General features: G+C 69.1%; 22 protein-coding genes and 1 tRNA gene. 8 read left to right on the top strand and 15 right to left on the bottom strand.

Features of this window, described 5'->3' with window-relative positions:
• Positions 1 to 554 precede the first annotated feature (554 nt).
• The gene (locus tag AC5RUP_RS16750; protein WP_494064917.1) at positions 555 to 986 is read left to right on the top strand and encodes a YccF domain-containing protein; all 432 of its coding nucleotides are present in this window, start codon (positions 555 to 557) and stop codon (positions 984 to 986) included.
• Positions 987 to 1,044: 58 nt separating this feature from the next.
• Here AC5RUP_RS16750 and AC5RUP_RS16745 read toward each other — a convergent pair whose 3' ends face one another.
• A complete protein-coding gene (locus tag AC5RUP_RS16745) occupies positions 1,045 to 1,512 on the bottom strand; it encodes a pyridoxamine 5'-phosphate oxidase family protein (RefSeq protein WP_494132242.1) in 468 nt (155 codons plus the stop codon).
• A 227-nt stretch (positions 1,513 to 1,739) separates the two neighbouring features.
• Here AC5RUP_RS16745 and AC5RUP_RS16740 point away from each other — a divergent pair, with 227 nt between their 5' ends.
• Positions 1,740 to 2,306, top strand: a complete 567-nt coding sequence (locus tag AC5RUP_RS16740) for a YceI family protein (protein WP_494000684.1) — start codon at positions 1,740 to 1,742, stop codon at positions 2,304 to 2,306.
• A 31-nt stretch (positions 2,307 to 2,337) separates the two neighbouring features.
• On the opposite strand, the gene AC5RUP_RS16735 is transcribed toward AC5RUP_RS16740, so the two are convergent.
• Both AC5RUP_RS16735 and AC5RUP_RS16730 read right to left on the bottom strand, forming a co-directional pair.
• Positions 2,338 to 2,895, bottom strand: a complete 558-nt coding sequence (locus AC5RUP_RS16735) for a HutD/Ves family protein (protein WP_494154345.1) — start codon at positions 2,893 to 2,895, stop codon at positions 2,338 to 2,340.
• Between the two features lie 20 nt (positions 2,896 to 2,915).
• The gene (locus AC5RUP_RS16730) at positions 2,916 to 3,452 is read right to left on the bottom strand and encodes a GNAT family N-acetyltransferase (RefSeq protein WP_494132240.1); all 537 of its coding nucleotides are present in this window, start codon (positions 3,450 to 3,452) and stop codon (positions 2,916 to 2,918) included.
• A 278-nt stretch (positions 3,453 to 3,730) separates the two neighbouring features.
• On the opposite strand from AC5RUP_RS16730, the gene clpB reads away from it, so the two are divergent.
• The gene (gene clpB, locus AC5RUP_RS16725) at positions 3,731 to 6,355 is read left to right on the top strand and encodes an ATP-dependent chaperone ClpB (RefSeq protein WP_494154346.1); all 2,625 of its coding nucleotides are present in this window, start codon (positions 3,731 to 3,733) and stop codon (positions 6,353 to 6,355) included.
• Positions 6,356 to 6,435: 80 nt separating this feature from the next.
• Here the strand turns inward: clpB and AC5RUP_RS16720 are convergent, their stop codons facing one another.
• Positions 6,436 to 7,557 (bottom strand): septum formation family protein, encoded by a 1,122-nt coding sequence (locus AC5RUP_RS16720; RefSeq protein ID WP_494158777.1) that lies wholly within the window; start codon positions 7,555 to 7,557, stop codon positions 6,436 to 6,438.
• A gap of 264 nt (positions 7,558 to 7,821) precedes the next feature.
• Between AC5RUP_RS16720 and AC5RUP_RS16715 the strand changes: the two genes are divergently transcribed.
• Positions 7,822 to 8,052 (top strand): DUF3073 domain-containing protein, encoded by a 231-nt coding sequence (locus AC5RUP_RS16715; protein ID WP_493978099.1) that lies wholly within the window; start codon positions 7,822 to 7,824, stop codon positions 8,050 to 8,052.
• Between the two features lie 113 nt (positions 8,053 to 8,165).
• On the opposite strand, the gene AC5RUP_RS16710 is transcribed toward AC5RUP_RS16715, so the two are convergent.
• From AC5RUP_RS16710 to AC5RUP_RS16685, 6 genes are all read right to left on the bottom strand, one after another.
• On the bottom strand, positions 8,166 to 8,666 hold the full coding sequence (locus AC5RUP_RS16710) for a 2'-5' RNA ligase family protein (RefSeq protein ID WP_494154723.1): 501 nt from the start codon (positions 8,664 to 8,666) through the stop codon (positions 8,166 to 8,168).
• Positions 8,667 to 8,767: 101 nt separating this feature from the next.
• Positions 8,768 to 9,883 carry a phosphoribosylformylglycinamidine cyclo-ligase gene (purM, locus tag AC5RUP_RS16705; protein ID WP_494012868.1) on the bottom strand — a complete coding sequence of 372 codons (1,116 nt, stop codon included), beginning with the start codon at positions 9,881 to 9,883 and terminating at the stop codon, positions 8,768 to 8,770.
• Entirely contained in the window at positions 9,880 to 11,433 is a 1,554-nt protein-coding gene (gene purF, locus AC5RUP_RS16700; RefSeq protein WP_494149957.1) for an amidophosphoribosyltransferase, read from the bottom strand. Before purF ends, purM begins: the two co-directional genes overlap by 4 nt.
• 73 nt (positions 11,434 to 11,506) lie before the next feature.
• Entirely contained in the window at positions 11,507 to 11,980 is a 474-nt protein-coding gene (locus AC5RUP_RS16695) for a hypothetical protein (protein WP_494158776.1), read from the bottom strand.
• Positions 11,981 to 11,990: 10 nt separating this feature from the next.
• Entirely contained in the window at positions 11,991 to 12,353 is a 363-nt protein-coding gene (locus AC5RUP_RS16690; protein ID WP_494155077.1) for a sterol carrier family protein, read from the bottom strand.
• A gap of 21 nt (positions 12,354 to 12,374) precedes the next feature.
• Positions 12,375 to 13,379: an asparaginase gene (locus AC5RUP_RS16685; protein ID WP_494149960.1), complete on the bottom strand. Its 1,005-nt coding sequence runs from the start codon at positions 13,377 to 13,379 to the stop codon at positions 12,375 to 12,377.
• Positions 13,380 to 13,445: 66 nt separating this feature from the next.
• Here AC5RUP_RS16685 and purD point away from each other — a divergent pair, with 66 nt between their 5' ends.
• Positions 13,446 to 14,759, top strand: coding sequence for a phosphoribosylamine--glycine ligase (gene purD, locus AC5RUP_RS16680; RefSeq protein ID WP_494158775.1), 1,314 nt, complete (start codon positions 13,446 to 13,448; stop codon positions 14,757 to 14,759).
• A gap of 12 nt (positions 14,760 to 14,771) precedes the next feature.
• Complete coding sequence (locus tag AC5RUP_RS16675) at positions 14,772 to 15,728, top strand: phosphoribosylaminoimidazolesuccinocarboxamide synthase (protein WP_494064905.1); 957 nt, start codon at positions 14,772 to 14,774, stop codon at positions 15,726 to 15,728.
• A gap of 67 nt (positions 15,729 to 15,795) precedes the next feature.
• Here the strand turns inward: AC5RUP_RS16675 and AC5RUP_RS16670 are convergent, their stop codons facing one another.
• The 5 genes from AC5RUP_RS16670 to AC5RUP_RS16650 all read right to left on the bottom strand — a co-directional run bounded on the left by AC5RUP_RS16670 (position 15,796) and on the right by AC5RUP_RS16650 (position 21,600).
• Positions 15,796 to 16,413 (bottom strand): hypothetical protein, encoded by a 618-nt coding sequence (locus AC5RUP_RS16670; RefSeq protein WP_494158774.1) that lies wholly within the window; start codon positions 16,411 to 16,413, stop codon positions 15,796 to 15,798.
• Positions 16,414 to 16,467: 54 nt separating this feature from the next.
• Entirely contained in the window at positions 16,468 to 17,655 is a 1,188-nt protein-coding gene (locus AC5RUP_RS16665) for an FAD-dependent monooxygenase (protein ID WP_494154367.1), read from the bottom strand.
• Positions 17,656 to 17,772: 117 nt separating this feature from the next.
• A tRNA-Pro gene (locus AC5RUP_RS16660) sits at positions 17,773 to 17,849 on the bottom strand.
• Positions 17,850 to 18,004: 155 nt separating this feature from the next.
• A complete protein-coding gene (locus AC5RUP_RS16655) occupies positions 18,005 to 19,813 on the bottom strand; it encodes an ABC transporter ATP-binding protein (protein WP_494154366.1) in 1,809 nt (602 codons plus the stop codon).
• Positions 19,810 to 21,600, bottom strand: a complete 1,791-nt coding sequence (locus AC5RUP_RS16650) for an ABC transporter ATP-binding protein (protein ID WP_494154365.1) — start codon at positions 21,598 to 21,600, stop codon at positions 19,810 to 19,812. The genes AC5RUP_RS16655 and AC5RUP_RS16650 overlap by 4 nt, the downstream gene beginning before the upstream one ends.
• A 170-nt stretch (positions 21,601 to 21,770) precedes the next feature.
• Here AC5RUP_RS16650 and AC5RUP_RS16645 point away from each other — a divergent pair, with 170 nt between their 5' ends.
• Positions 21,771 to 22,415 (top strand): hypothetical protein, encoded by a 645-nt coding sequence (locus AC5RUP_RS16645; RefSeq protein ID WP_494154364.1) that lies wholly within the window; start codon positions 21,771 to 21,773, stop codon positions 22,413 to 22,415.
• Between the two features lie 336 nt (positions 22,416 to 22,751).
• Positions 22,752 to 23,204, top strand: a 453-nt coding sequence (locus AC5RUP_RS16640) for a hypothetical protein (RefSeq protein ID WP_494158773.1), incomplete at its 3' end; no start/stop codon positions are given.

Here is a 23,204-nt window from a genome sequence, read left to right as displayed (position 1 = left end):
GGCGGCCCGCAGCGCTCCACGGCCGGCGGCACCCGCCCGGTCTTCCGGTCGGAGACTCCGGCTGCCGAGCGTCCGGCCCGCCGCGGCCCGCGCCGCGCCACGGCACCGGCTTCGCAGGAAAAGCGCCGCACAAGCTAAGCGGGGGAAACCCAGCAGGCAAACCAAGCCGGGTAAGCGAAGCCCGGCGAGTAGCCGAAGGCCGCAGGGCGGTCCCTCCGTACGGAAGGGACCGCCCTGCGGCCTCTCTGTGTTCGGATAGGGCAAGGTCCTGTAGCGCAGGCTTCCGTGATCCTTGCCTTAGCCGCGAGGTCCACGGTTTACGTTCAGGTCAGGGGTTGTGACGGGTCATTTCGCAGCCAAACCCCGACGTTGCGCCGGGTCGGGGGTCGTGGCAGGCGATCTCTGCGTCAGCCCCTGGCCTCGGGCCGCGTGGAGCTCGGGTGGTCCCGGGGGCTGCCCGACAGCCGGCAAGACCCGCGCCCCAAGGGCACCTCGGGGGACACTCAGGGGCATCCCGTATGGCGGCCGAGCGCGTCCGCGGCCAGAATGGTGGGATGAAGGCACTCCTGAACGTTATCTGGCTCCTGTTCGGCGGCATCTGGCTGGCGCTGGGTTACTTCCTGGCCGGCATCGTCTGCTGCCTGCTGATCGTGACGATCCCGTTCGGCATTGCGTCGTTCCGCATCGCGGGATACGCGCTGTGGCCGTTCGGCCGCATGGTGGTGGACCGCGGCGGGCGCACCTACTTCATGTCCACCCTGGGGAACATCATCTGGTTGCTGGTCGCCGGCATCTGGATCGCGATCGGGCATGTGCTGACGGCGGTGGCGCAGGCGATCACCATCATCGGCATCCCGCTGGCGATCGCCAACCTCAAGATGATTCCGGTGTCCCTGACGCCGCTGGGCAAGCAGATCGTGCCCACCGACCGGGCGTTCCCGGGTTACATTCCCGGCTACCAGCCGGGCGCCGTTGGCTGGCGTTGACCGTTACTTGGCGCTGACCGGTCGATGATGTCGGCTTGCCACGAGGCCACAAGGGCGGTTACTCGATCTGCAACCGCCGGCTGTCGCTGAGCCCCGGCGTGCGGCGGGCCGATGCCGGCACCACAAAACGCCGTCCGGTGACCACCGTGGGAACGATGCGGACGAAATTGTTCTTTTCGCCCGACTGCCAGGGGAACAGCGGCAGCATTGCCGACTCCAGGACCTCCTCGATGCTGTTCATCCGCTGGGCGCTGCCGCGCGCGACGGCGCTCCAGGCGACCCCGGTGGCCGGGTCGAAGCCGTCCACCTCCAGCACCACTTCGCCGGCGAGGGCGGCGTCGAGCTTGGTTCCCGGGGCGGAGCGGAACACGATGCTGCCGTGGTCCACGACGTAATTGACCGGAAAGATCTCCGGGTGGGAATCGACGACGACTCCGAGCCGGCCGAAGTCGGCGCTGCGGAACAATTTCCAGCAATCGGCCACAGGCAACTGCGTCGTCGAAGGCATCTCGTTCGCGGTGCTCATGGCATCAGTCTATTGATCCCTGACAGGCTGGGATAGGGCGCGCATCCCGCCGGCCGGGTGCGGTTGCGGGTCACCAACGCGGCCCGAAATTCACCCGCGGAGGTGGTGCGCAGGGTCCCATTTTGTGTTGGAATTACCACACGAGCCGCACGCGGCTGAAGGAGACGGCCGGGCATCCATCTGGCTTTTGGGGAGGGCAGTGCCTGTGCCAGAGGAGGAGCGCTGCCATGTCCGAACTATCTCCTGATCTGTCCGGCGAGTGGCGGTTCGACCCGGCCCATACCCGGATCGGATTTTCCACCCGCCATGCCATGGTGACCAAAGTCCGGGGCGCGTTCAACGACGTCGAAGGCATCATCCAGGCTGACGTGGACAACCCGGCCAATTCGTCCGTCAAGGTCACGATCAAGGTCGCCAGCATCGATACCCGCAGCCCGCAACGCGACGAGCATCTGCGCACGAACGACTTCTTCGATGCGCCGAACTATCCGGAGATTACGTTCGTCAGCACCCGCATCGATCAGGTGGAAAGCGCAAACTTCATTGTGAACGGCGACCTGACCATCCGCGGCATCACCAAGCAGGTGGCGGTTCCGATTGACTTCATCGGCGTGGAGCGGGACCCGGGCGGGCAGCTACGGGCGGGCTTTGAGGGCTCCCGGCGCATCGACCGGCAGGAGTTCGGGGTCAAATGGAACACTGCCCTGGACTCGGGCGGCATGCTCGTGTCGGACCGCGTGATGCTCGAGTTCGAGGTTTCCGCCGTCAAGGTCGAGGACGCCGCCGCGCAGTAGGGAACCGGCGCCAATCGGATGCCCGCCGCCCTCAGTCCCCGGCGGGATGAACCGACACCAGTGCCGCGAACCCGCGGCCGCTGACCTCGGCCGCCACCGAGCCGACCACGGTGTCGTAGGGATTCAGCGGCTGGGCGGTGTCGCCCGACGTCGCCTGCGCCTGGCCCTGCAGCAGCACCAGGTACTGTCCGTCCGCCAGCCGCAGCGGCTGTTTCTTCGAGAGCTCGACGATCAGCAGGCCGGCGCCCCAGGTCCCGCGGCGGGTCATGACGTTCAGCGCACGGCACGGCCCGGTGGGCAGGCTGCAGTCCGTGCTGCTGCCGCCGTCGAACCGGAACGGTCGGTAGCGTTCCATCCGGTGCTGGCTGCCGTCCACGGTCAGGAAGGCGACGTCGCCGTCCACGATGGTGAATATCCGGTCCACGCCCGGATATTCGGAGAAGCCGCCGTCCGACGTGATGTCCGCCAGGCTTAACCGCCAGCCGGGGAGCCCGTCCGCGCCGACGTCGCCGGCCGCCAGTTCCCTGGTGGTGCCGCCGCCGTTCCGCCACCGCTGTTCCTTGAGCGCGGCTGCGCGAATGATCTCCACTGGGACTCCTTGACCGGATGTTAAAGCTGCCGGTCCCAGTTCAGCACATAAGCGTCCTGGTAGCCGTCCGGGCCGCTGACCGCCGCGGCCTCGTTCCGTTCGAACCCCAGCGACGTGACGATGCGCAGGGACGCGGTGTTGGCCGGATGGACCAGCGCCAGGATGGGCGGCAGTTCCAAAAACTCGTTGACATGGGCCACGACGGCAACCACCGCCTCGCGCCCGTAGCCGCGGTGCCACACGGCGGGGTCGAAACGGTAGTAGAGATTGAGCACCGGGCGGCCGGACAGTGCCACGTGCTTGACGCCGGCAAAGCCGATGGGGTCTTCATGGCCGGGCAGGCGGACGGCAAAGTAGCCCACGCCGTGGTCCTCCCACTGCCTTTCCCAGCGCTGGAAAAGGCCCTCGGCTTCCTCGTTCCAGATGAGCGCGTCGGACGGGTTAAACCGCGTGGTGCGCCGGTCGGAGAGGATTCGGAACATGGCACTGATGTCCTCCGGCGTCGGCTGGTTCAGCAGCAGCCGGGCAGTTTCCAACATGGTTTCCGTCAGGGCCACCTCCGTCCCGCTTCCTGCACGTCCCCGCTCCAGCCTATGCGCCGGACGCCCTTCCGGGCAGGGGCGCCGGGGCGACAAGATGGTGGTGGGCAAGCAGGCTCCGGCGGCGGGGAAGCAGAGCTCCGGTAGGGGGAGCCTGGCTCCGCAGGTGGGCAAGCAGGCTCCGCAGCCTGTGGATAACTTTACATCCAAAGTTGAGTGGACTAGACTCAACTTAGTTTCAGGACCAGCACTGATGGGGCTGGCCAGATCCATTCCGGAGCGAACGGAGAGATGTGTTGGACGCTAAATTCACCACCAAGAGCCAGGAAGCGCTGTCGGCCGCGGCCATGAACGCCTCGACGGCGGGCAATCCGCAGATCGAGCCCGCCCACCTGCTCAAGGCCCTGATGGACCAGCGGGAGGGCGTGGCCGTCGCCGTGCTGAAGTCCGCCGGGGCCGATCCGGACTCGGTGAGTGTCCAGGCGAGCACCGCGATCAAGGCCCTGCCGTCGTCGTCGGGATCCTCCGTGGCGCAAGCGCAGTACTCCCGGGGCCTGCTTCAGGCGGTGAAGGCCGCCCAGCAGGAGGCGGAGAAGCTGGGGGACTCCTTCGTCTCCACCGAGCATCTGCTGCTGGGCCTCGCGGCGGACAACGCCGCCGTCGGGAAGATCCTGCGCGACGCCGGCGCATCCCACGAAGCACTCCTCGCCGCCCTGCCGGGGGTGCGCGGAGACCGGAAGGTCACCAGCGCCGACCCGGAGAACACGTTCCAGGCGCTGGAGAAGTTCGGCACCGACCTGACCGCCATCGCGCGCGCCGGGAAGCTGGATCCGGTGATCGGCCGGGACGCGGAAATCCGCCGCGTGGTCCAGGTGCTCTCGCGCCGCACCAAGAACAACCCCGTGCTGATTGGCGAACCCGGGGTCGGCAAGACCGCCGTGGTGGAGGGCCTGGCCCAGCGGATGGTGGCCGGCGACGTGCCCGAATCGCTGCGCGGCAAGACGCTGATGTCGCTGGACCTCGCGGCCATGGTGGCCGGCGCCAAGTACCGGGGCGAGTTCGAGGAACGGCTGAAGGCCGTGCTGGAAGAGATCAAGAACTCGGACGGTCAGATTGTCACCTTCATCGACGAGTTGCATACCGTCGTCGGCGCCGGGGCATCCGAAGGCTCGATGGACGCCGGCAACATGCTCAAGCCGATGCTGGCCCGCGGCGAGCTGCGGCTGATCGGCGCCACCACGCTGGACGAATACCGCGAGAATATCGAGAAGGATCCGGCGCTGGAGCGGCGCTTCCAGCAGGTCTACGTGGGGGAGCCGAGCGTCGAGGACACCATCGGTATCCTGCGCGGGCTCAAGGAGCGCTACGAGGCGCACCACAAGGTATCGATCGGGGACTCTGCCCTGGTGGCCGCCGCGACGCTGTCCAACCGCTACATCTCCGGCCGGCAGCTGCCGGACAAGGCCATCGACCTGGTGGACGAGGCCGCCTCCCGGCTGCGGATGGAGATCGATTCGGCGCCCGAGGAGATCGACCAGCTGCGCCGCGCCGTCGACCGGCTCACAATGGAAGAACTGGCGCTGGCCAACGAGACCGACGCGGCCTCCCGGGAACGGCTGGAGGCGCTGCGCGCCGACATGGCAGACAAGAAGGAGCAGCTGGCGGCCCTGAACTCCCGGTGGGAGGCGGAGAAGGCCGGGCTGAACCGGGTGGGCGACCTGAAGGCCAAGCTGGACGAGCTGCGCTCGCAGGCCGACAAGTCGCAGCGCGAGGGCGACCTGGCCGAGGCCTCCCGGATCCTGTACGGGGAAATCCCCACGCTCGAAAAGGATCTGGCCCAGGCGCAGGCGGCCGAGGAACAGGGCGGCGCGGGCCGGGACCAGATGGTCTCCGAGGAGGTCACCGCCGACGACATCGCCGAGGTCATCTCCGCGTGGACCGGCATCCCCGCCGGCCGCATGCTGCAGGGCGAGAGCCAGAAGCTGCTGCAGATGGAGGAACACATCGGCTCGCGGCTGATCGGCCAGTCCAAGGCGGTTGCCTCGGTCGCGGACGCGGTACGGCGCGCCCGGGCGGGCATCAGCGACCCGGACCGGCCCACCGGCTCGTTCCTCTTCCTGGGTCCCACCGGCGTCGGCAAGACCGAGCTGGCCAAGGCGCTGGCGGACTTCCTGTTCGACGACGAACGGGCCATGGTCCGGATCGACATGAGCGAGTACTCGGAAAAGCACTCCGTGTCGCGCCTGGTCGGCGCCCCTCCGGGCTACGTGGGCTACGAAGAGGGCGGCCAGCTGACCGAGGCCGTCCGGCGCCGTCCCTACTCCGTGGTGCTGCTGGACGAGGTGGAGAAGGCCCATCCCGAGGCCTTCGACATCCTCCTGCAGGTACTCGACGACGGACGCCTCACCGACGGGCAGGGCCGCACCGTGGACTTCCGCAACGTGATCCTGGTGCTGACCTCCAACCTCGGCTCGCAGTTCCTCGTGGACCAGACCATGGACGCGGACACGAAGCGCGAAGCGGTCCTGAACGTGGTGAACGCCAGCTTCAAGCCGGAGTTCCTCAACCGGCTGGATGACGTGATCATCTTCGACCCGCTGAGCATCGAGGAACTCTCCCGGATCGTGGATCTGCAGGTGGCGGCGCTGGCTGCGCGGCTGGCCGAACGCCGGCTGACCCTCGAGGTCACGGACGCGGCCCGCGAATGGCTGGCCCTGACCGGCTTCGATCCCGCCTACGGCGCCCGGCCGCTGCGCCGGCTGGTCCAGCGCGAGATCGGCGACAAGCTGGCCCGCGGCCTCCTCGCGGGCGCGATCAGCGACGGCGACACCGTGCTGGTGGATGTGCCGGAGATCGACGTCGACGGCGGGGCCGGCGGCCTGAGCGTGCAGTCGAAGGTGGGGGCGGTCCGGGGCGGCTGACCTGAGCAGCCCGCAGAGTCCCGGGAGAAGTCCGGCGGTCCCGCCAAGGCGGGGCCGCCGGACTGTTTTATGTCGGGTTACTAGTCCACCAGCGAGCCGGTGATCTCCTGGCCCTCCTCGGCGATCTTGAAGCAGTCGATCCTGCGATCGCCCTGCGCCTCCCACGTCTCCTTCGAAGGCATGCCGTAGGAGTCCTTGAGATCCGGCTGGTCGGCCGCGGAGTCGTTGAGGGCAACGGCCGTGCAGACCTCCTGGGCCTTGATGTTCAGTTCGTCGGCGCCCGGGAACTCTTCGTCGTCCCCGTAGGAGAAGGTGCCCACCAGCTGCGCCGTATGCGGCGTGTCGCAGGTGACAACGGTTGCCTCCTGCATGACGGCCTCGAAGTCGGTGAAGCACTGACCCTGCTGGAAATCGAACGGCGAGACGTTCTCCGCGACGACGCCGTCCCCGTTAGGCGTCTCGGCGACGGTCTGCGACGATGCCGGACTTGCCGCCCCGCCGGCGGGCGAGCCGCTCGTCAGGCTGGAGACGATCATGGCGATAATCACGATGGCCACAATGACGACCGCGCCGATGATGACCAGCGGCTTCCAGTCCATTTTCCGCGCCGGGCCCGCGGCGGGATCGCCGGACGCTTCGTCACCGGCCCCGCTGCCGCGCAGGCCGTCGGCGGCGGTGGAGTACCACTTCTTCTCCGGCGCGGAGCCGTCGGTGCCGGACGGCGCGGACTCCCAGGCCGACGGCGGGACGGCCGCAGCCGGTGATGCCGGCGCCCCGGTCGCGGCGGCGGCCCCGGGGTCGGGGTTGCGAGCGGCGTCGGGCTTCGAAGCCGCGTCCCGTTCCGGGGCTTCCGCCGGGGCACGGGCGCCGGCCGGGGCCTCGCCCGCCGCGTCCTGGTCGCCGGCGGGTGCTCCCGCGGGCGCGGTGCCGCGGGCCTTGATGGCGCGGTCCTCGCGGGTGCCGCCCACCAGTTGGCCGGCGGCATCGGCTTCCTTCTCCACCTCTTCGGCTTCGGCGGCAGCTTTGGCCAGGTCGGCCTCGGTGGCGGCATCCTCGCTGATGCGCGCCTGTCCCAGTGTTGGCTCGGCCAGCTGCACCTCGTCCGCGCTGACGTGCAGGCTGGGGTCGGGTACCTCGAGGCTCTCGGGGCGCTCCAGCGGAGGCCTCCCGTCGTCGTCAGGCCGCTTGTCCTGTTCGCTCATGGGGAAACTTGCCTTCCGTGCGTGTTGTCCTCCGGGAGAAGGGGAGAACCGGTCCACGATGACTTTAGCCAACAATCCCGCGTCGCCGCACGATTTAGTCGTTTCGGGGTCCGGGCGGGCCCCCTCGCAGGCACTGTTCGCGTGCCACGAGCGGTCGTGAAAACCATGTACCCTATAGGTACGACAGAATTGATCAATTATTCCGGGACCTCGTGCGCCAGTCGTGCGACCACTTCCGGATCGACGTACAAAGGGGGTCACGCCATGGGGCGCGGCCGTCAGAAGGCAAAAGCAACCAGGCAGGCCCGGGACATGAAGTATTTCAGCCCGGCCACTGACTTGACTGCTCTCCAGCGCGAACTCGGCGCTGCGAAACGCCATAACTCCGACACGTTTTCCGAGGAGCCATATGAGCCGGACTACTCGGACTACGAGGACAAGTACGCGGATCAGTACGACGACGACGAAGACCACGGCAGCCGCAACGTAGGCTAGCCGGCTCGGTCGTTTCTTCCCGGACGGGATCACTCACCAGCCTCACCCTCATGGGGTGGTCGATCGGTGGGTGCGCATGGCGTGCGCGGAAGTGCCTGCCCAGACTCCCGGACTCAGGCGCCGGACCGCTGCGGCTCCGGGGCGTCCGTCAGGGCCCACACGTCGATCACCCGGCGATGCCTCGGGTCTCCGTCCGGACGCATGTCCACCAGCGCCGCCTGGCCCACGTGGACGGTGTCGCCGGCGTGGAGCCGGCCTTCTGCCTGATGGCTGACGTGCGGGCGGAAGTTCTCCCGCAGGTGGTGCGGACTCAGCAGGTGGACCTCATCGCCCAGCGCGTCGAGCAGGCTGTCGTGCAGCAACTGCAGCTGTGGCTCCGGCTCGACGAGCGAGACCGGCACGGATCCGTCCCGGCCGAAGAACGCGTCGGCACCGATGCGCACGTCACACCCCGGGCAGCCGGAGAAAGCCCGGCCGACGCGTTCCCTGACGGCCACGGCCGGCTCCCGCGTATCGAAGCGGGCCAGCGTGATGTGCAGCGGCCACCGGCTGCGCGGGAACGTGTAGCCGGCGGTCACCGGCCTGACGAACGCCACCACCACGTACGCACCCATCCGTCCAGTGTGCCACCCGGGCCAGCCGGCCGGTATGCCGGACAAAACCGCCCCCGCACCGTCGCGTTCGCGGTGCAGGGGCGGTCCGGTGTGCGGGCGGGCTAGGCGTAGGAGTTCACCAGGTGGACGGCACCGCCGTCGACGCCCTTGGCGCCCTGGACATAATCGATGCCGCCGAGGGACGGATCGGCGGGACCGACCTGGCCCATCACCCACGCGGGCACGCCGCGCTCATTCAGGCGCTGCAGGGCGGCATCGGCACCGGCGCGGTCCACAATGGCAACCATGCCGACGCCGAGGTTCAGCGTCCGTTCCAGGTCGGCCTGCGGGACGTTGCCCAGTTCGCCGATGAGCTTGAAGATGGCCGGCAGCTCCCAGGTGGAACGGTCCACGGTGGCCATGAGTCCCTGCGGCAGCACGCGCGCGAGGTTCGCGGCCAGGCCGCCGCCGGTGACGTGGCTGAAGCCGTGGACGCCGGCTGCTTCGTAGCGTGCCAGGTCCAGGCAGTCCGCCGCGTAGACGCGGGTGGGCTCCAGGAGTTCCTCGCCCAGTGTCCGGCCGAATTCGCTGACCTGCCGGTCCAGCGCCCAGCCGGCGTGGTTGATCACCCGGCGGACCAGCGAATACCCGTTGGAATGGAGGCCCGAGGAGGCCATGCCGATGACGACGTCCCCGTCCTTGACCCGCTCCGGGCCCAGCAGGTCGTCGGCCTCGACCAGGCCGGTGGCGGCGCCGGCAACGTCGTATTCGTGTTCGCCCAGCAGACCGGGGTGCTCGGCGGTCTCCCCGCCCACCAGCGCGGTGCCGGCCACCTCGCAGGCGGCGGCGATGCCGCGCACGATGTCGGCGATCCGTTCCGGGACCACCTTGCCGCAGGCGATGTAGTCGGTCATGAACAGCGGCTCCGCCCCGACCACCACGATGTCGTCCACCACCATGCCGACCAGGTCGAAGCCGATGGTGTCGTGGATGTCCATGGCCTGGGCGATGGCGACCTTGGTGCCCACTCCGTCGGTGGAGGTGGCCAGCAGTGGCTTGCGGTACTTCAGCAGTGCCGAAACGTCGTACAGGCCGGCGAAACCACCGACCCCGCCGATGACGTTGGCGTTGTGAGTGGCCTTGATGGCCCCCTTCATCAGCTCGACGGCCTTGTCTCCGGCCTCTACGTCGACGCCGGCGCTGGCGTAGGTGATCTGGCCCTGTTCGGGGGAGGTCATACTCGCTCTTTCTTGTCGTCGGCGGTCAGGAGCTTCTCCAGTTCCGAATCCGGCCCGGGGTCGCACGAGCCGTGTTCCTGGTCCGCCTCGCCGCGTTCCAGCAGGTTCTTGCCCAGGCGGTCGGCGGTGGGCAGTTCGATCGGATACTTGCCCGTGAAACACGCGGTGCACAGCCGCTCGCGGGGCTGTTCGGTCGCCTCGATCATGCCCTCTTCGGAGATGTATCCCAGGCTGTCGGCGCCGAGTGACGCCCTGACATCTTCGACCCCGATGCCGTTCGCGATCAGCTCGGCCCGGCTGGCGAAGTCGATGCCGTAGAAGCACGGCCACTTAATGGGCGGAGACGAGATGCGCACATGCACCTCGGCCGCACCTGCTTCACGCAACATCCGGACCAGGGCCCGCTGGGTGTTGCCGCGGACGATCGAATCGTCAATCACCACCAGCCGTTTGCCCTGCACCACCGACCGAAGCGGGTTCAGCTTCAACCGGATGCCGAGCTTGCGGATGGTCTGGCTGGGCTGGATGAAGGTCCGGCCCACGTAGGCGTTTTTAACCAGTCCCTGTCCGTAGGGGATGCCCGACGCCTCGGCATAGCCGATGGCGGCCGGGGTCCCGGATTCCGGCGTCGGAATCACCAGGTCGGCCTCGGCCGGGTGTTCCTTGGCCAGCTTCCGGCCCATTTCCACGCGGGCAGCGTGGATGCTGCGGCCGTTGATGGACGTGTCCGGGCGGGCCAGGTAGACGTATTCGAAGACGCAACCGGCAGGCTTTTTCTCGGCGAAGCGCTGGGAGCGCAGGCCGTTCTCGTCGATGGCGATGAATTCGCCGGGTTCGACTTCGCGGACGAAGGATGCACCCACGATGTCCAGCGCCGCGGTCTCGGAGGCGACCACCCAGCCGCGCTCCAGCCGGCCCAGCACCAGCGGGCGGACCCCGGCCGGGTCGCGGGCGGCGTACAGCGTGCCTTCGTCCATGAAGGTAAAGCAGAAAGCGCCGCGCAGCTTGGGCAGCAGCTCCAGCGAACGTTCCTCGAGGGTCTGGCCCTCCTCGCCGGCCATGAGCGCGGTGACCAGCGCGGTGTCCGTGGTGTTGCCCTGGGCCAGCTCGCCGCGGTCGGGCTTGCCGAACTTCTCCAGCACCTTCTCGTACAGCTCGGCGGAGTTGGTCAGGTTGCCGTTGTGGGCCAGCGCGACGGTGCCCGTGGCGGTGGCGCCCAGCGTCGGCTGCGCATTCGCCCACGTGGATCCGCCGGTGGTGGAATAGCGGCAATGGCCGACGGCGATGTGCCCGCTCAGTGTGTTGAGGGTGGTCTCGTCGAAGACCTGGGACACCAGGCCCATGTCTTTGTAGACGTTGATGCGTTTGCCGTCGCTGGTGGCAATACCGGCGGATTCCTGTCCGCGGTGCTGCAGGGCGTACAGGCCGTAGTAGGTAAGTTTTGCTACTTCTTCGCCGGGTGCCCAGACGCCGAAAACGCCACAGGCGTCCTGGGGTCCCTTTTCGCCGGGGAGAAGTTCATGGGAGAGTTTTCCGTCACCGCGTGCCACCCGCCCATTCTCTCATGCACCCCGCCGCTCGGGCGCACCGAGGTGACCGGCATTACGGGCGCCGGCCGGCAGGTTACGCCCGGCGTTCGCCCTCGGTGCCGCCCCCGGTTTCGCCCTCGGCCCCGCCCCCGGTTTCGCCGTCCCGTTCGCGGGGGACGGCGGTGCTCCCGTCCCGGCCACCGGGCGACGCAGGGAGGTCGGCAGGGCCCGGGTCCGCGGGGTCCGCGGAGTCTTCCTGCCCGGGTTCGGCAACTGCCGTCACGTGCTTCGCGCGCTTGACGCTGGCCCGGTCGATGAGCAGGAACAGGAGCGATCCCACCAGGATGCCGGCCAGGCCGAACAGCACGGCCAGGAAGGCGAAAACGGTGCCGCGGGTGAACTCCGCGTTCTCCGGCCCGGTGTAGGCAGACACGGCGGCCAGCACGACGCCCAGCACGGCCCAGACGGCGATGAAGGGCGCGTACTTCGGCGCCCGGCGAACGGTGACGTCGCGGCGCTCCGGCTCGATGGGTCTGCGGTCGCGAGCCGGTTCTTGCTCAGAAGTCATACGATCCAGCCTACCGGGCGAAGAGCGGCAGCTTGTCCGCCAGTTCGGCCCGCAGCCCGGAGGCAGCGACCCTGCCCTCGGCGACGGCGGCGTCCCATCCGAGCGCCCCCGTCACCAGGGCAAGCCAGGTGGCCGGGTCGGTTTCCACCACGTTCGGCGGTGTGCCCCGGGTGTGCCGCGGGCCCTCGATGCACTGGGCGACGCCGAACGGCGGCACCCGCACCTCCACGCTGTTGCCGGGGGCACGCTCGGCCAGTTCCTCCAACGCGTACCGCACCGCCGTGGCAGTGGTCTTCCGGTCCGTGGCGCCGCCGCGCCACGCACCCACGGCGGCGTCGCCCTCCCGAGCCGGGATCCGGCGTCGTACTCCCATCGAATAAGGTCCTTCCGGGGCTCAGTCCAGCAGCGCGACCATGGGCGGTGCCAGCCGCAGCCTGCCGACCGGCTGGCCGCCGCCGAGGACGGGCTTGACCACGTCCTCCAGCACCGGGCCCACCTTCTCCACGTCGACGGCGCCGCAGGCGGCCAGCAGGGTCAGCGCGATCAGGGAACCGGCGCGGCCGCTGCCGTCCAGGATCTTCACCGCCGCCGAGACGCCGTTGGGTGTGGCCATCACCATCACGCCCTCGGCGCCGGACTTGGCAACGACCCCCAGCTGCTCCATCACCACGGTGTTTTCCTGGCCCCAGCCGTGCACCGCCCACGGGTAGTCCAGCATGGCGGTGGCGATGGTGGCGGCGCGGGCATCGGCGTTCTTGTCCGCCGGCGCCTTCGCCAGCTTCCCGACGGCGCGGGCCAGTCCGGTCAACGACAGCGCGGGTGCCGGGGCGCCGCAGCCGTCGACGGCGATGTGCTCGATCTTTTCTTCGGCGTACTCCTCGATGACCTCCATCACGCGGCGCTGGAGGGGGTGGTTCGGTTCCAGGTAGGTGTGGGTGTTCCAGCCGTTCTCCACGCAGGCCCAGAGGAAGGCGGCGTGCTTGCCGGAGCAGTTGAAAGACAGCCGCTGCTGGCCGCGTTCGGTGCGGACCAGCCAGCCGCGCGCCTGCTCGTCCTGCGGCCAGGCCGGCGGGCAGCGAAGATCGGCGTCGGTCAGGCCGGCGGCTTTGAGCATGCCCTCCACCACGTCCATGTGCTCCAGCGACCCCACATGGCTGGCGCAGGCCAGAGCCACCTGGTCGCCGCGCAGCGGGACGCCGGACTGCATGGCGGCCAGGGCCTGGAAGGGCTTGAGGGTTGAACGCGGGAAGATCGGTGCGGTGATGTCGCCGAGTTCGGTCACCACGGTGCCGTCGGCGGCCATGACCACCGCGGAGCCCAGATGGCGGGACTCGATGAAACCGTTGCGTTCAACGACGGCCAGTTCCACGGCGTCCGCGGCTTTGAATGTCTCGGGCATGGACTTAGTTTAGGGCCGGTGCAACAACTTCGAGGCTCCGCCCCGCGACCAGTAGGCTAGTTCCTTGTGAAGGTACTTGTGATCGGCCCCGGCGGCCGCGAGCACGCAATAATCCGTTCCCTGCTGGCCGATCCCTTTGTCACCGAGGTGCACGCCGCCCCCGGCAACGCCGGGATCGCGCAGCTGGTGCCCACGCACCAGGTGGATGCGGGCGACCCGGCGGCGGTGACCGAGCTGGCCCGGCGGCTGGAGTCCGACCTGGTGGTGGTGGGCCCGGAGGCCCCGCTGGCCGCCGGCGTGGCCGACCCGCTGCGCGTGGCCGGGATCCCGGTGTTCGGCCCCAGCAAGGAAGCGGCCAGGCTCGAAGGCTCCAAGGCCTTCGCTAAGCAGGTCATGGCCGCGGCGAACGTGCCCACCGCCATGGCGCATGTTGCCACCAACGCCGACGAGGCGGCCGCAGCCCTGGATTCGTTCGGGGCCCCCTACGTGGTCAAGGACGACGGGCTGGCGGCCGGCAAGGGCGTGGTGGTGACCGAAGACCGCGACGCCGCCCTGGCGCACGCCCAGGCCTGCTTCGACGCCGGCGGTTCCGTGGTCATTGAGGAATTCCTCGACGGCCCCGAAGTCTCCCTGTTTGTGATTTCCGACGGCGAACGCGCCATCCCGCTGGTGCCGGCGCAGGATTTCAAGCGGATCTTCGACGGTGACGAGGGCCCGAACACCGGCGGCATGGGCGCCTACACGCCGCTGACCTGGCTGCCGCCCGGTTTCGTGGACGAAGTCATGGACCGCGTCGCGCTGCCGACCATCCGCGAGATGGCCCACCGCGGCACCCCGTTCGTGGGCGTGCTGTTCTGCGGGCTGGCCGTGACCGGCCGCGGCCTGCGGGTGATCGAATTCAACGCCCGCTTCGGAGACCCGGAAACCCAGGCGGTACTGGCCCGGCTGCGCACACCGCTGGGCGGGCTGCTGCTGGCGGCCGCCAAGGGGGAACTGGATGACACCGAACAGCTGGTCTGGTCCCGGCGGTCCGCCGTCACGGTAGTGCTGGCCTCGGAGAATTACCCGGGAACCCCGCGCACCGGAGACCGGATCCGGGGCCTGAAGAAGGCCAATGCCTTGACCGACGTGCACGTGATCCACGCCGGGACCGCTTTGGACGAGAACGACAAGGTGGTCAGCGCCGGCGGGCGGGTACTCGCCGTCGTCGCGCTGGGTGAAGACCTGGTGGAAGCCCGCGAACGTGCCTACGAAGGCATCGAAGCCATCAGCCTGGAGGGGTCGCAGTACCGCAGCGACATTGCCCTGCTGGCCGCCGAGGGCAAGATCAAGGTGCCCGCGTCCGGCCCGAACTCCCGGGCCGGCGCACAGAGAGACTGAGGACCGTCAACCATGGCATTTGCCCCCGAAGTACTCGAACTGCCCGGCTGGAAGCACGTCTACTCCGGCAAGGTCCGCGACCTGTACGTCCCGGCCGCCCCGCAGCAGGTGGAGACGGCCAGCGACGACATTGCAGCCGAGGGCCTGTTGGACCGGCGCAATGACACCGTGCTGGTGGTGGCGAGCGACCGGATCAGCGCCTACGACCACGTGCTGTCCAGCGAGATCCCGGACAAGGGCCGGATCCTCACCCAGCTGAGCCTGTGGTGGTTCGAACAGCTCGCCCAGGGGGACGACCCGGTGGCGCACCACGTGGTGTCCACCGAGGTGCCCGACGCGGTGGCCAACCGGGCGATGGTCTGCAAGAAACTGGACATGTACCCGGTGGAATGCATCGCCCGCGGCTACCTGACCGGGTCCGGCCTCGCCGAGTACCGGCAATCCCGGACCGTGTGCGGGTTGCCGCTGCCGGCCGGCCTGGTGGACGGCTCCCGGCTGGAGCCAGCCATCTTCACCCCCTCGGCCAAGGCCGAGGTGGGCGAGCACGACGAGAACATCACCTACGACGCCGTGGTGCAGACCGTCGGGGCGGAGACCGCCGCCCGGCTGCGCGAGAAGACGCTGCAGATCTATACGCGCGCCGAAGCGATCGCACGGGAGCGGGGAATCATCCTGGCGGACACCAAGGTCGAGTTTGGCGTCGACCCCACGACGGGGGAGATCACCCTGGGCGACGAGGTGCTGACCCCCGACTCCTCGCGGTTCTGGGACGCGGACACCTACGAGCCGGGCCAGGCGCAGCCGTCGTTCGACAAGCAGTTCGTGCGTGACTGGCTGACGTCGCCCGACTCCGGCTGGGACAAGAACTCGGACGCCGCGCCGCCGGCCCTGCCGGAGGACATCGTGCAGAAGACGCGGGCGCGTTACGTCGAAGCCTACGAACGGCTCACCGGCCGGACGTTCGCCTGACCGGCAGCGGCGCGGGGCCGTGCCGGGCGCTCCCGGCCGCGCCCAGGGGGTCCGGCAGAGGGCGGGCCTACAGAGGGCGGGCCGGCAGCCCGGCCGGGCCCGCGGGGGAGTCGGGAGCGGTTTCCGGGAGGCGGCCGGCCGTGCGCTCGGCGGCCGCCAGCCGGGCCGCGGCTTCGGCGACGGCCGTGGCATAGTCGCCGGCACCGCCGTCGTCGGCAGGACCGAGGGAACGCAGCGCGTCCGCACGTTTCAGGGCCCGCAGCATGGCAGCGGTCGCCGGGCGCGAGACGTCCGACATGTCCGGGTAATCGATGGCCAGCGCCGGATCCAGTTCGTAGGCCAGCCAGCGGGACCGGAGGGCGTCGTGCCGGGCCGCGGCTTCATGCCAGTCCCGGCTGTCCTGGTAATGGATGGCGGCGGCGGCGGAACGGCTGATCCGCCAGACGGCGGGCGCGGCGCAGCCGGCAGCGAGCAGCAGCCAGAGCGGCACGGCGGACGGGAAGACGACCGCGGCGGCGAGCACCACGGCCAGGGCGCAGCACAGCCCGGAGAAGCAGTACCAGAACGCGGTGTCCGGATCGGGGCGGCGGCGCAGGCCGCGTTCCACCGCGTAGGAGGTCAGGAAAACCACGGCAGCCAGCACGGCCGTGGCCACGGCCAGCTGCGCGAACTCTGCGAGGAACATAGACACCCCTGCTGACGGAGTTATCTTCCATTCCAGTACGCGGCGCCGGCAGAGTCAATGGTGAGGGCGCCGCGGCGCCCGCGGGTCACTTGTGACGCGGCCGACGACGTCGTCCAACTGCTTGAGGACCAGGGCCTGCGGCGCCTTGCTCATCACCGTCCGCTGGAGCTTCTGCTTCCACGGCTTCTGCTGCCGTGCCATGGCCGCCATCTTGCGCGAACGCTCGACGACCTTGGCGGTATGCGGGGCCCGGGCCCGTTCGTAGTTGCGCAGGGCCGTGGTGATGTTCCAGTCGGCGTTCAGCGCGTCGGCCAGCGCGACGGCGTCCTCGAGGGCCTGGCCGGCGCCTTGGCCGAGGAACGGCAGCATGGGGTGCGCGGCGTCGCCCACCAGGGTGGCGTGGCTGCCGGACCAGACGGCGGCGGGTTTCCGGTCGAACAGTTCGTGCGCCATGATGTCCTGGCTCTTGGTGGCGCCGATGACCGCCCGGACGGCCGGGTGCCAGCCCTCGAAGCGCTGCAGGGCCAGGGTGCGCCAGAGGACCTCGTCGTCCTGCGCCAGCACATGGTTGGGCATGGTGGCGTACCAGTAAATGAGGTTACCGGGCAGCGGGACCATGCCGAAGACTTCCCCGTTGCCCCAGGACTCACCCCAGGGCAGCCAGGCGGGATCGAGGTCGCCGATCGGGCAGACCGCGCGCATTGCGGTGATTCCGGAGGCACGCGGGGCGCCGTCGCCGACGAGGTCGTGGCGGACCAGCGAGCGCAGGCCGTCTGCGCCGACCACCAGGTCGGCGTGCAGGGAGCCGCCGTTGTCCAGCGTGACCGTTCCGCCGTGCGGATCGCGCCGGAACTTCACCGCCTGCAGGCCCAGATGCACCGTGTTGACGTAGAGCGCGTCGTTCAACAGCGTGGTGAGGTCCGAGCGGTGGATGGAACGCAGCGGGTGGCCGTAGCGGCGCCGGAGGTCGTCGCTGCTGAACGTGGACAGCACGTTGCCGAACTGGTCGTGCGAGCTGCCGCCGACCGGGAGGGAAGCCTCTTCAAAGGCGTCCAGCACGCCGAGCCGCTGCAGGGCGCGCGTCCCGTTGGCCCAGATCGTCAACCCGGTGCCCAGCTGCTGCAGCGTTCCGGCGCGTTCGACCACGTGGACTTTCCAGCCGGTTCGTTGCAAGGCCCGCGCAGTGGCGAGCCCGCCGATCCCGGCCCCTACGATGAGCGCCGAGCGCTGCAGAGACCCCATGGGTCCATACTTCCCGCTTTTGGGCCGGGTTCACAACTTTCGTCCGGTACAAACCGGTTCCGGGAGCGGAAAAGCAAGAACTCCCGCCGCTCCGAAGAGCAGCGGGAGTTCCGTGGTTGGTCGGGGTGACAGGATTTGAACCTGCGACCTCGTCGTCCCGAACGACGCGCGCTACCAAGCTGCGCCACACCCCGATACCGTTGCCCCCGCCCTCGTCGTGACGGCCGCGAAAGCAACTGTTCAAGGATAGCGGAGACAGCCCCCAAAGGAGAAATCGGCGACGGCCCGGCCCGGCCTCGGTCAGGCCAGGGCGGCGGCCCGGCCACGCCTCGGTCAGACCCGACCTCGGTCAGACCAGCGAGTCCCTCCACGCGGCGTGCAGTTGGGCGAAGCGGCCGTTGCCGGCGATCAGTTCCGCCGGCGAGCCGTCCTCGACCACCCGGCCCTCGTGGATGACCAGCACCCGGTCGGCGATCTCGACGGTGGAAAGCCGGTGCGCGATGATCAGCGCCGTGCGGTTGCCCAACAGCGTCTGCAGGCCCTCCTGCACCTGGCGCTCGCTGGGAATGTCCAGCGACGCGGTGGCCTCGTCCAGGATCAGCACCGCGGGGTCGGCCAGGAACGCGCGCGCGAAGGAGATGAGCTGCCGCTGTCCGGCCGAGACGCGGCCGCCGCGCTTGTTCACGTCGGTGTCGTAGCCCTCGGGCAGCGACAGGATGAACTCGTGGGCGCCGACGGCGCGGGCGGCGTCCTCGATCTGCGCGCGGCTCGCCTCCGGGTTGCCCAGGGCGATGTTCTCCGCGACGCTGCCGCTGAACAGGAACGCTTCCTGCGTGACCATCACGACGGCGCGGCGCAGGTCTTCGTTGGAGAGCTGCCGCAGCTCGATCCCGTCCAGGGTGAGCGACCCGGAGGTCAGGTCGTAGAAGCGGGCGATCAGTTTGGCCACGGTGGACTTGCCGGCCCCGGTCTGCCCGACGACGGCGACCGTCTGGCCGGCGGGAATGTCCAGGTTCAGCCTGGGCAGCACCGTCCGGCCGTCGCCGTAGCCGAAGACGGCATCGCGGAACCGGATTGCCCCGCGGGCGTCTTTGAGCGGGACCGGGCGGGCCGGGGGAACGATGGTCGGTTCTTCCTCCAGCAGCCCGGAGACCTTCTCCAGCGCCGAGGCCGCGGACTGGAAGGAGCTGTAGAACATGGCGATCTGTTCGGTGGGGCGGAAGACCTGCTTGGTGGCCAGCAGCACGGCGACCAGGGTGCCGATGGCGAGATCGCCGTCGAGCACGCGGAAGCCGCCGATCAGCAGGACCGCGGCCACGGTCAGGTTGCCGACGCCGTTCAGCACCGGCTGGAGCACGCCGAAGAACCTGATGTTCCGCAGGGTCGCGCCGCGGTAGTCGGCGGCCAGCTCGTTGTAGCGTTCGGAGTTGTCTCGCTCGCGGCGGAAGGCCTTGACCGCCCGGATGCCGGTCATGGTTTCCACGAAGTGAACGATCAGCCGGGCCGACACCACCCGGGAGGCCCGGTTGGCCAGCTCGGAGCCCTTTTGGTACCACCGGGTGACGAAGGCGATGGGGATGGCGGCGACCAGGATGATCAGCCCGCTCTTCCAGTCCAGTCCGGCGATGCTGATGGCGGTGAAGAGCATGAACATCACGCCGGAGGTCAGCTGGGTGACGCCGTTGTCCAGCAGTTCCCGCAGCGCCTCCAGGTCCGACGTCTGCCGGGAGATGATCCGGCCGGAGGTATAGGTTTCGTGGAACTCCAGGCTCAGCCGTTGCGTATGCCGGAAGACCCGGACCCGCAGGGCCAGCAGCATGGCCTGGCTGAGCCGGGCGGTGACGTAGATGTAGGCCGCCAGCAGGGATCCGCCGGCGATCGCGACGGCGGCGTAGGCGGCGCCGACCAGCACCAGGGGCATCGTGTCACCGCCGGTGAAGGCCGGCAGCGCATTGTTGATGCCGAAGGCCACCAGCACCGGACCGGCCGCCCGGGCGGCGTTGCTGACCACCACCAGCACGATGGAGAGCGCGAACAGTCGCTTGTGCGGGGACACCAGTTCGCCCAGCAGCCGCAGGGAGCGCCGCCTGACGGCCTTGCGGTCGGCCTGGTCCAGGTTGATGTTGTCTTCGCCGGCGACTCCGGTCATGGAACTCATCGGGCTTCCTTCGCGTCCAGGACGTCTTCGACGGTGGGCTCGGCCGCCAGCGAGGCGATCACGTACCGGTAGTGTGTGCTGCTGCGCAGCAGCTCCGAGTGGGTGCCGACCGCCGTAATCCGGCCGTCCTGCAGCAGCGCCACCCGGTCGGCCAGCGCCACGGTGGAGGGCCGGTGGGCCACGATCACGGTGGTGGTGCCGCGGAGTTCTTCCCGCAGCCGCTGCGTCACCGCTTCTTCGGTCCGCACGTCCAGGGCCGAGAGCGGGTCGTCCAGCACCAGCACGGCCGGTTGCGCGGCGATGGCCCGGGCCAGCGCGATCCGCTGCCGCTGCCCGCCGGACAGGCTCAGCCCTTCCTCGCCGATCCGCGTATCCACGCCCTGCGGCAGGTCGTAGGAGAACCCGGCCTGCGCCACCTCGAGCGCCCGGGAGAGGAGGTCCTTGTCGCTGCCCGGACGGGCACCGAGCAGCACGTTGTCCCGGACCGAGGTGGAGAACAGCGTGGAGTCCTCGAAGGCCACCGAGACGCGGGCGCGCAGCTCGGCCAGCGGGAGATGACGGATGTCCGTCCCGTCCAGGAACACGGCGCCGGAGGTGACGTCGTACAGCCGGGGGATCAGCTGCAGCAGGGTGCTCTTGCCCGAGCCGGTGACCCCAACCAGCGCCAAGGTTTCGCCCGCGCGCACGTGCAGGTCCACGCCGTCGAGGACCGGGGCCGCGTCCGCGGCGGCGTCGGGATACCGGAAGACGACGCCGGACAGGCGCAGTTCCCCGCGCACGGGGCCGGCCGGTGCGGGTACTTCCGGGTCGATGATGGTGTTCTTCGTATCCATCACGTCGAAGTGCCGGTCCAGGGCGGTCTTCGCCGTCAGCGTCATGCCCATCAGGGACCCGATCGCTTCCACCGGACCGGCCACCACGGCGGCGGTGGCGAAGAAGGCGACCAGGTCGCCCACGGTCATGTGCCCGCCGGAGACCTGCATGATGCCGATGACCAACGCGGCGCCCAGCACCAGATCGGGCAGCGACACGACGGTCGCGAGGAACTTGGACAGCGTCCTGGCCTTGGCCAGTTCGGTCTGGCGCAGTTCTTCGGCCTGCCCGTGGAAGTTCTCCAGCGCGTACTTGCCGCGGCCGAAGGCCTTGAGCACCCGGATGCCGTGCACCGATTCCTCCACCGTGGTGGCGAGGTCGCCGGCCTGGTCCTGGCTCAGCCGGGAGGAAGCGCCGAACGCGGTACGGAAGCGGAACCCCTGCCAGACAAGGGGCACGGCGGCGGCCAGGAAGATCAGTCCCAGCAACTGGTTCAGCGCGAACATCAGCGCCAGCCCCGCGACCACCGTCACGAAGGAGACCACCAGCATGAGCGACCCGAACGCCAGCCACCGGCGGATCAGGCCCAGGTCGGCCATGGCTCGGGAGAGCAGCTGGCCCGAGCCCCAGCGGTCATGGAACGCGGCCGGCAGGTGCTGCACGTGCCGGTAGAAGCTGGTGCGCATGCCCATCTCCACGTCCGTGGCGGGCGCGATCGCGAACACGCGACGCAGAAACACCAGGCCGGCCTCGGCCACGCCCAGTACGGCAATGACGACGGCGGGGCCCCAGACCTCCGAGGGGCTGCCGCCGGTGTGGATGGTGTCCACCAGGCCGCGCAAGACCTGGGGAATGGCCAGCGCCACCAGGCTGGCGCCGAGGGCGCTGAAGAATCCCAGGATCAGCCGGGGGAGGATGGGCCGGACATAGTGTTTGAGCCGGGCAATCGAGCGCCAGAGGGATAACTCAGTCATGTGGTCGATTCGTCGCAGTGGTTCGGAGGGCTTCGTGTACTGCAGCAACTATCCTAGCGACCGCATTGAGGCGCTGGTCACTCATGGGCCCGCCCGAGCCGACGCGGCTGACGCTTTGGTAAACCGATGCTTGCTAGGCTGTGCGGAACCATTCACCAACGGGGGCGGGCATGGATCTGGCGGACGTCGCGCAAGGCTTCGGGTTGTTCCTGTGGACGTCAATGCTCTTTCCGCTGCTGCAAGTGGCCGGCGTCCTGCTCTTGGTACTGCGGAAGCCGGCCGGCTGGCTGGTGCTGCTGGTGGAACCGGTCCTATCCATGGTGTTGATGGGCGTGACGGGCGGATTTAGCTTAGCCGTCCTGGTGTTGCCTGCGGTGGCCGCCTACGGATGGTGGCGGTGGCGGTGGCGGCCGCGCCGGCAGCCGGCGACCGGCGGGGTTCCGGTCCATCCGGTAGAGCGGTCCGACTGGCTGGCCGCGGCCGGGCTGATCGCACTCGTCCTGCTTTTCTTCGGCATAGACGTGCTGCCCATGATGCTGATGCTCATGGCGGACCCGTGGGCGATTGCTGAAGCGGCGGTCGTTAGCCTCCTGACCCCGCTGCTGTACCTCGGTCTCGCGCGCGGCGTTATCGAAGCGTGGTGGATCGGCGTCGCCCTCTCGCTGATGGGGCTGGCCAGAGCGGCAGCGAACGCAATCCCGCAGGTCCTCTTTGCACTGGACGGCATCGTGTTCACCGTCCTGCTGGGAATTTTGAGTCTGTACGGCTGGTCCAAATGGCGCGAGGCGTATGCGGAGACAGTCGCTTCGACGTAGCATCGCGGCGCCGTGCTTAGGCCTGACGCCGAGCCGCTTGTGACCGCGGATTCGCGCGCTGCTGGCCTTCCACCTGATCGCGCGCTCGCGGGCTGCACGCTCGGCAAAGGGGCAAAGGGCGAGCAAGGGGCAGGGGCCGAGCCTGCTGCAGGAGGTCTGGGAAAGTAAGCCGGCTGGATCTCCAACGGATGCGATGCAAGGCCATGGCCGCAAATCTAGGCAGGAGGCATCCCGGGCCATTCGCATTGTTACCCACATGCCCTGCCTTTGGGCACTACTCCTACACAATGGGCCCTTTTGATGGCTATCGAATGTGTGTACTAATAAAATTGTGGTATGGCTCTTGCACCGTTGGACCGCACTGGGGAGATGGAAGCATCTCTGGTCCAGGCGTGTGTGCTGCTGCAGGATGTCGCCGACCGCTTACCGGCCGAGGCGGTGTCCCTGTGCAACCGGGACCTGGCCAACACGGTGGCGGCGGTGGAGGGCGTTTCGAAGCTGGTGGAGTTCCTGCAGGCGGTCGGCGCCCAGGCGGTGGAGCGGGCGGACATCGCCGCCACCGGGGAACACGCGGCGGCCCCAGGACTCGGAGCAAGCACAGGGGCCAGCGCAGAGCCCGGTGACGCAGCTTCGGCGACGGAGGGGGCGGGGGAGTGGGCGGACCCGGCGGCGGCGATCAGCACCGGGAGCGGGGACGCCGCTGCCCCGGAGGGGTCCGGGTCGCAGCAGGTGCGGCGCCGCCGCAAGACGGAGTTCGCGAACACGGCGGAGTATCTGCGCTCCCGGTTG

This window comes from Arthrobacter sp. Y3223151 (assembly GCF_059091125.1).
This window is presented reverse-complemented; position numbering and strand designations above follow the sequence as displayed.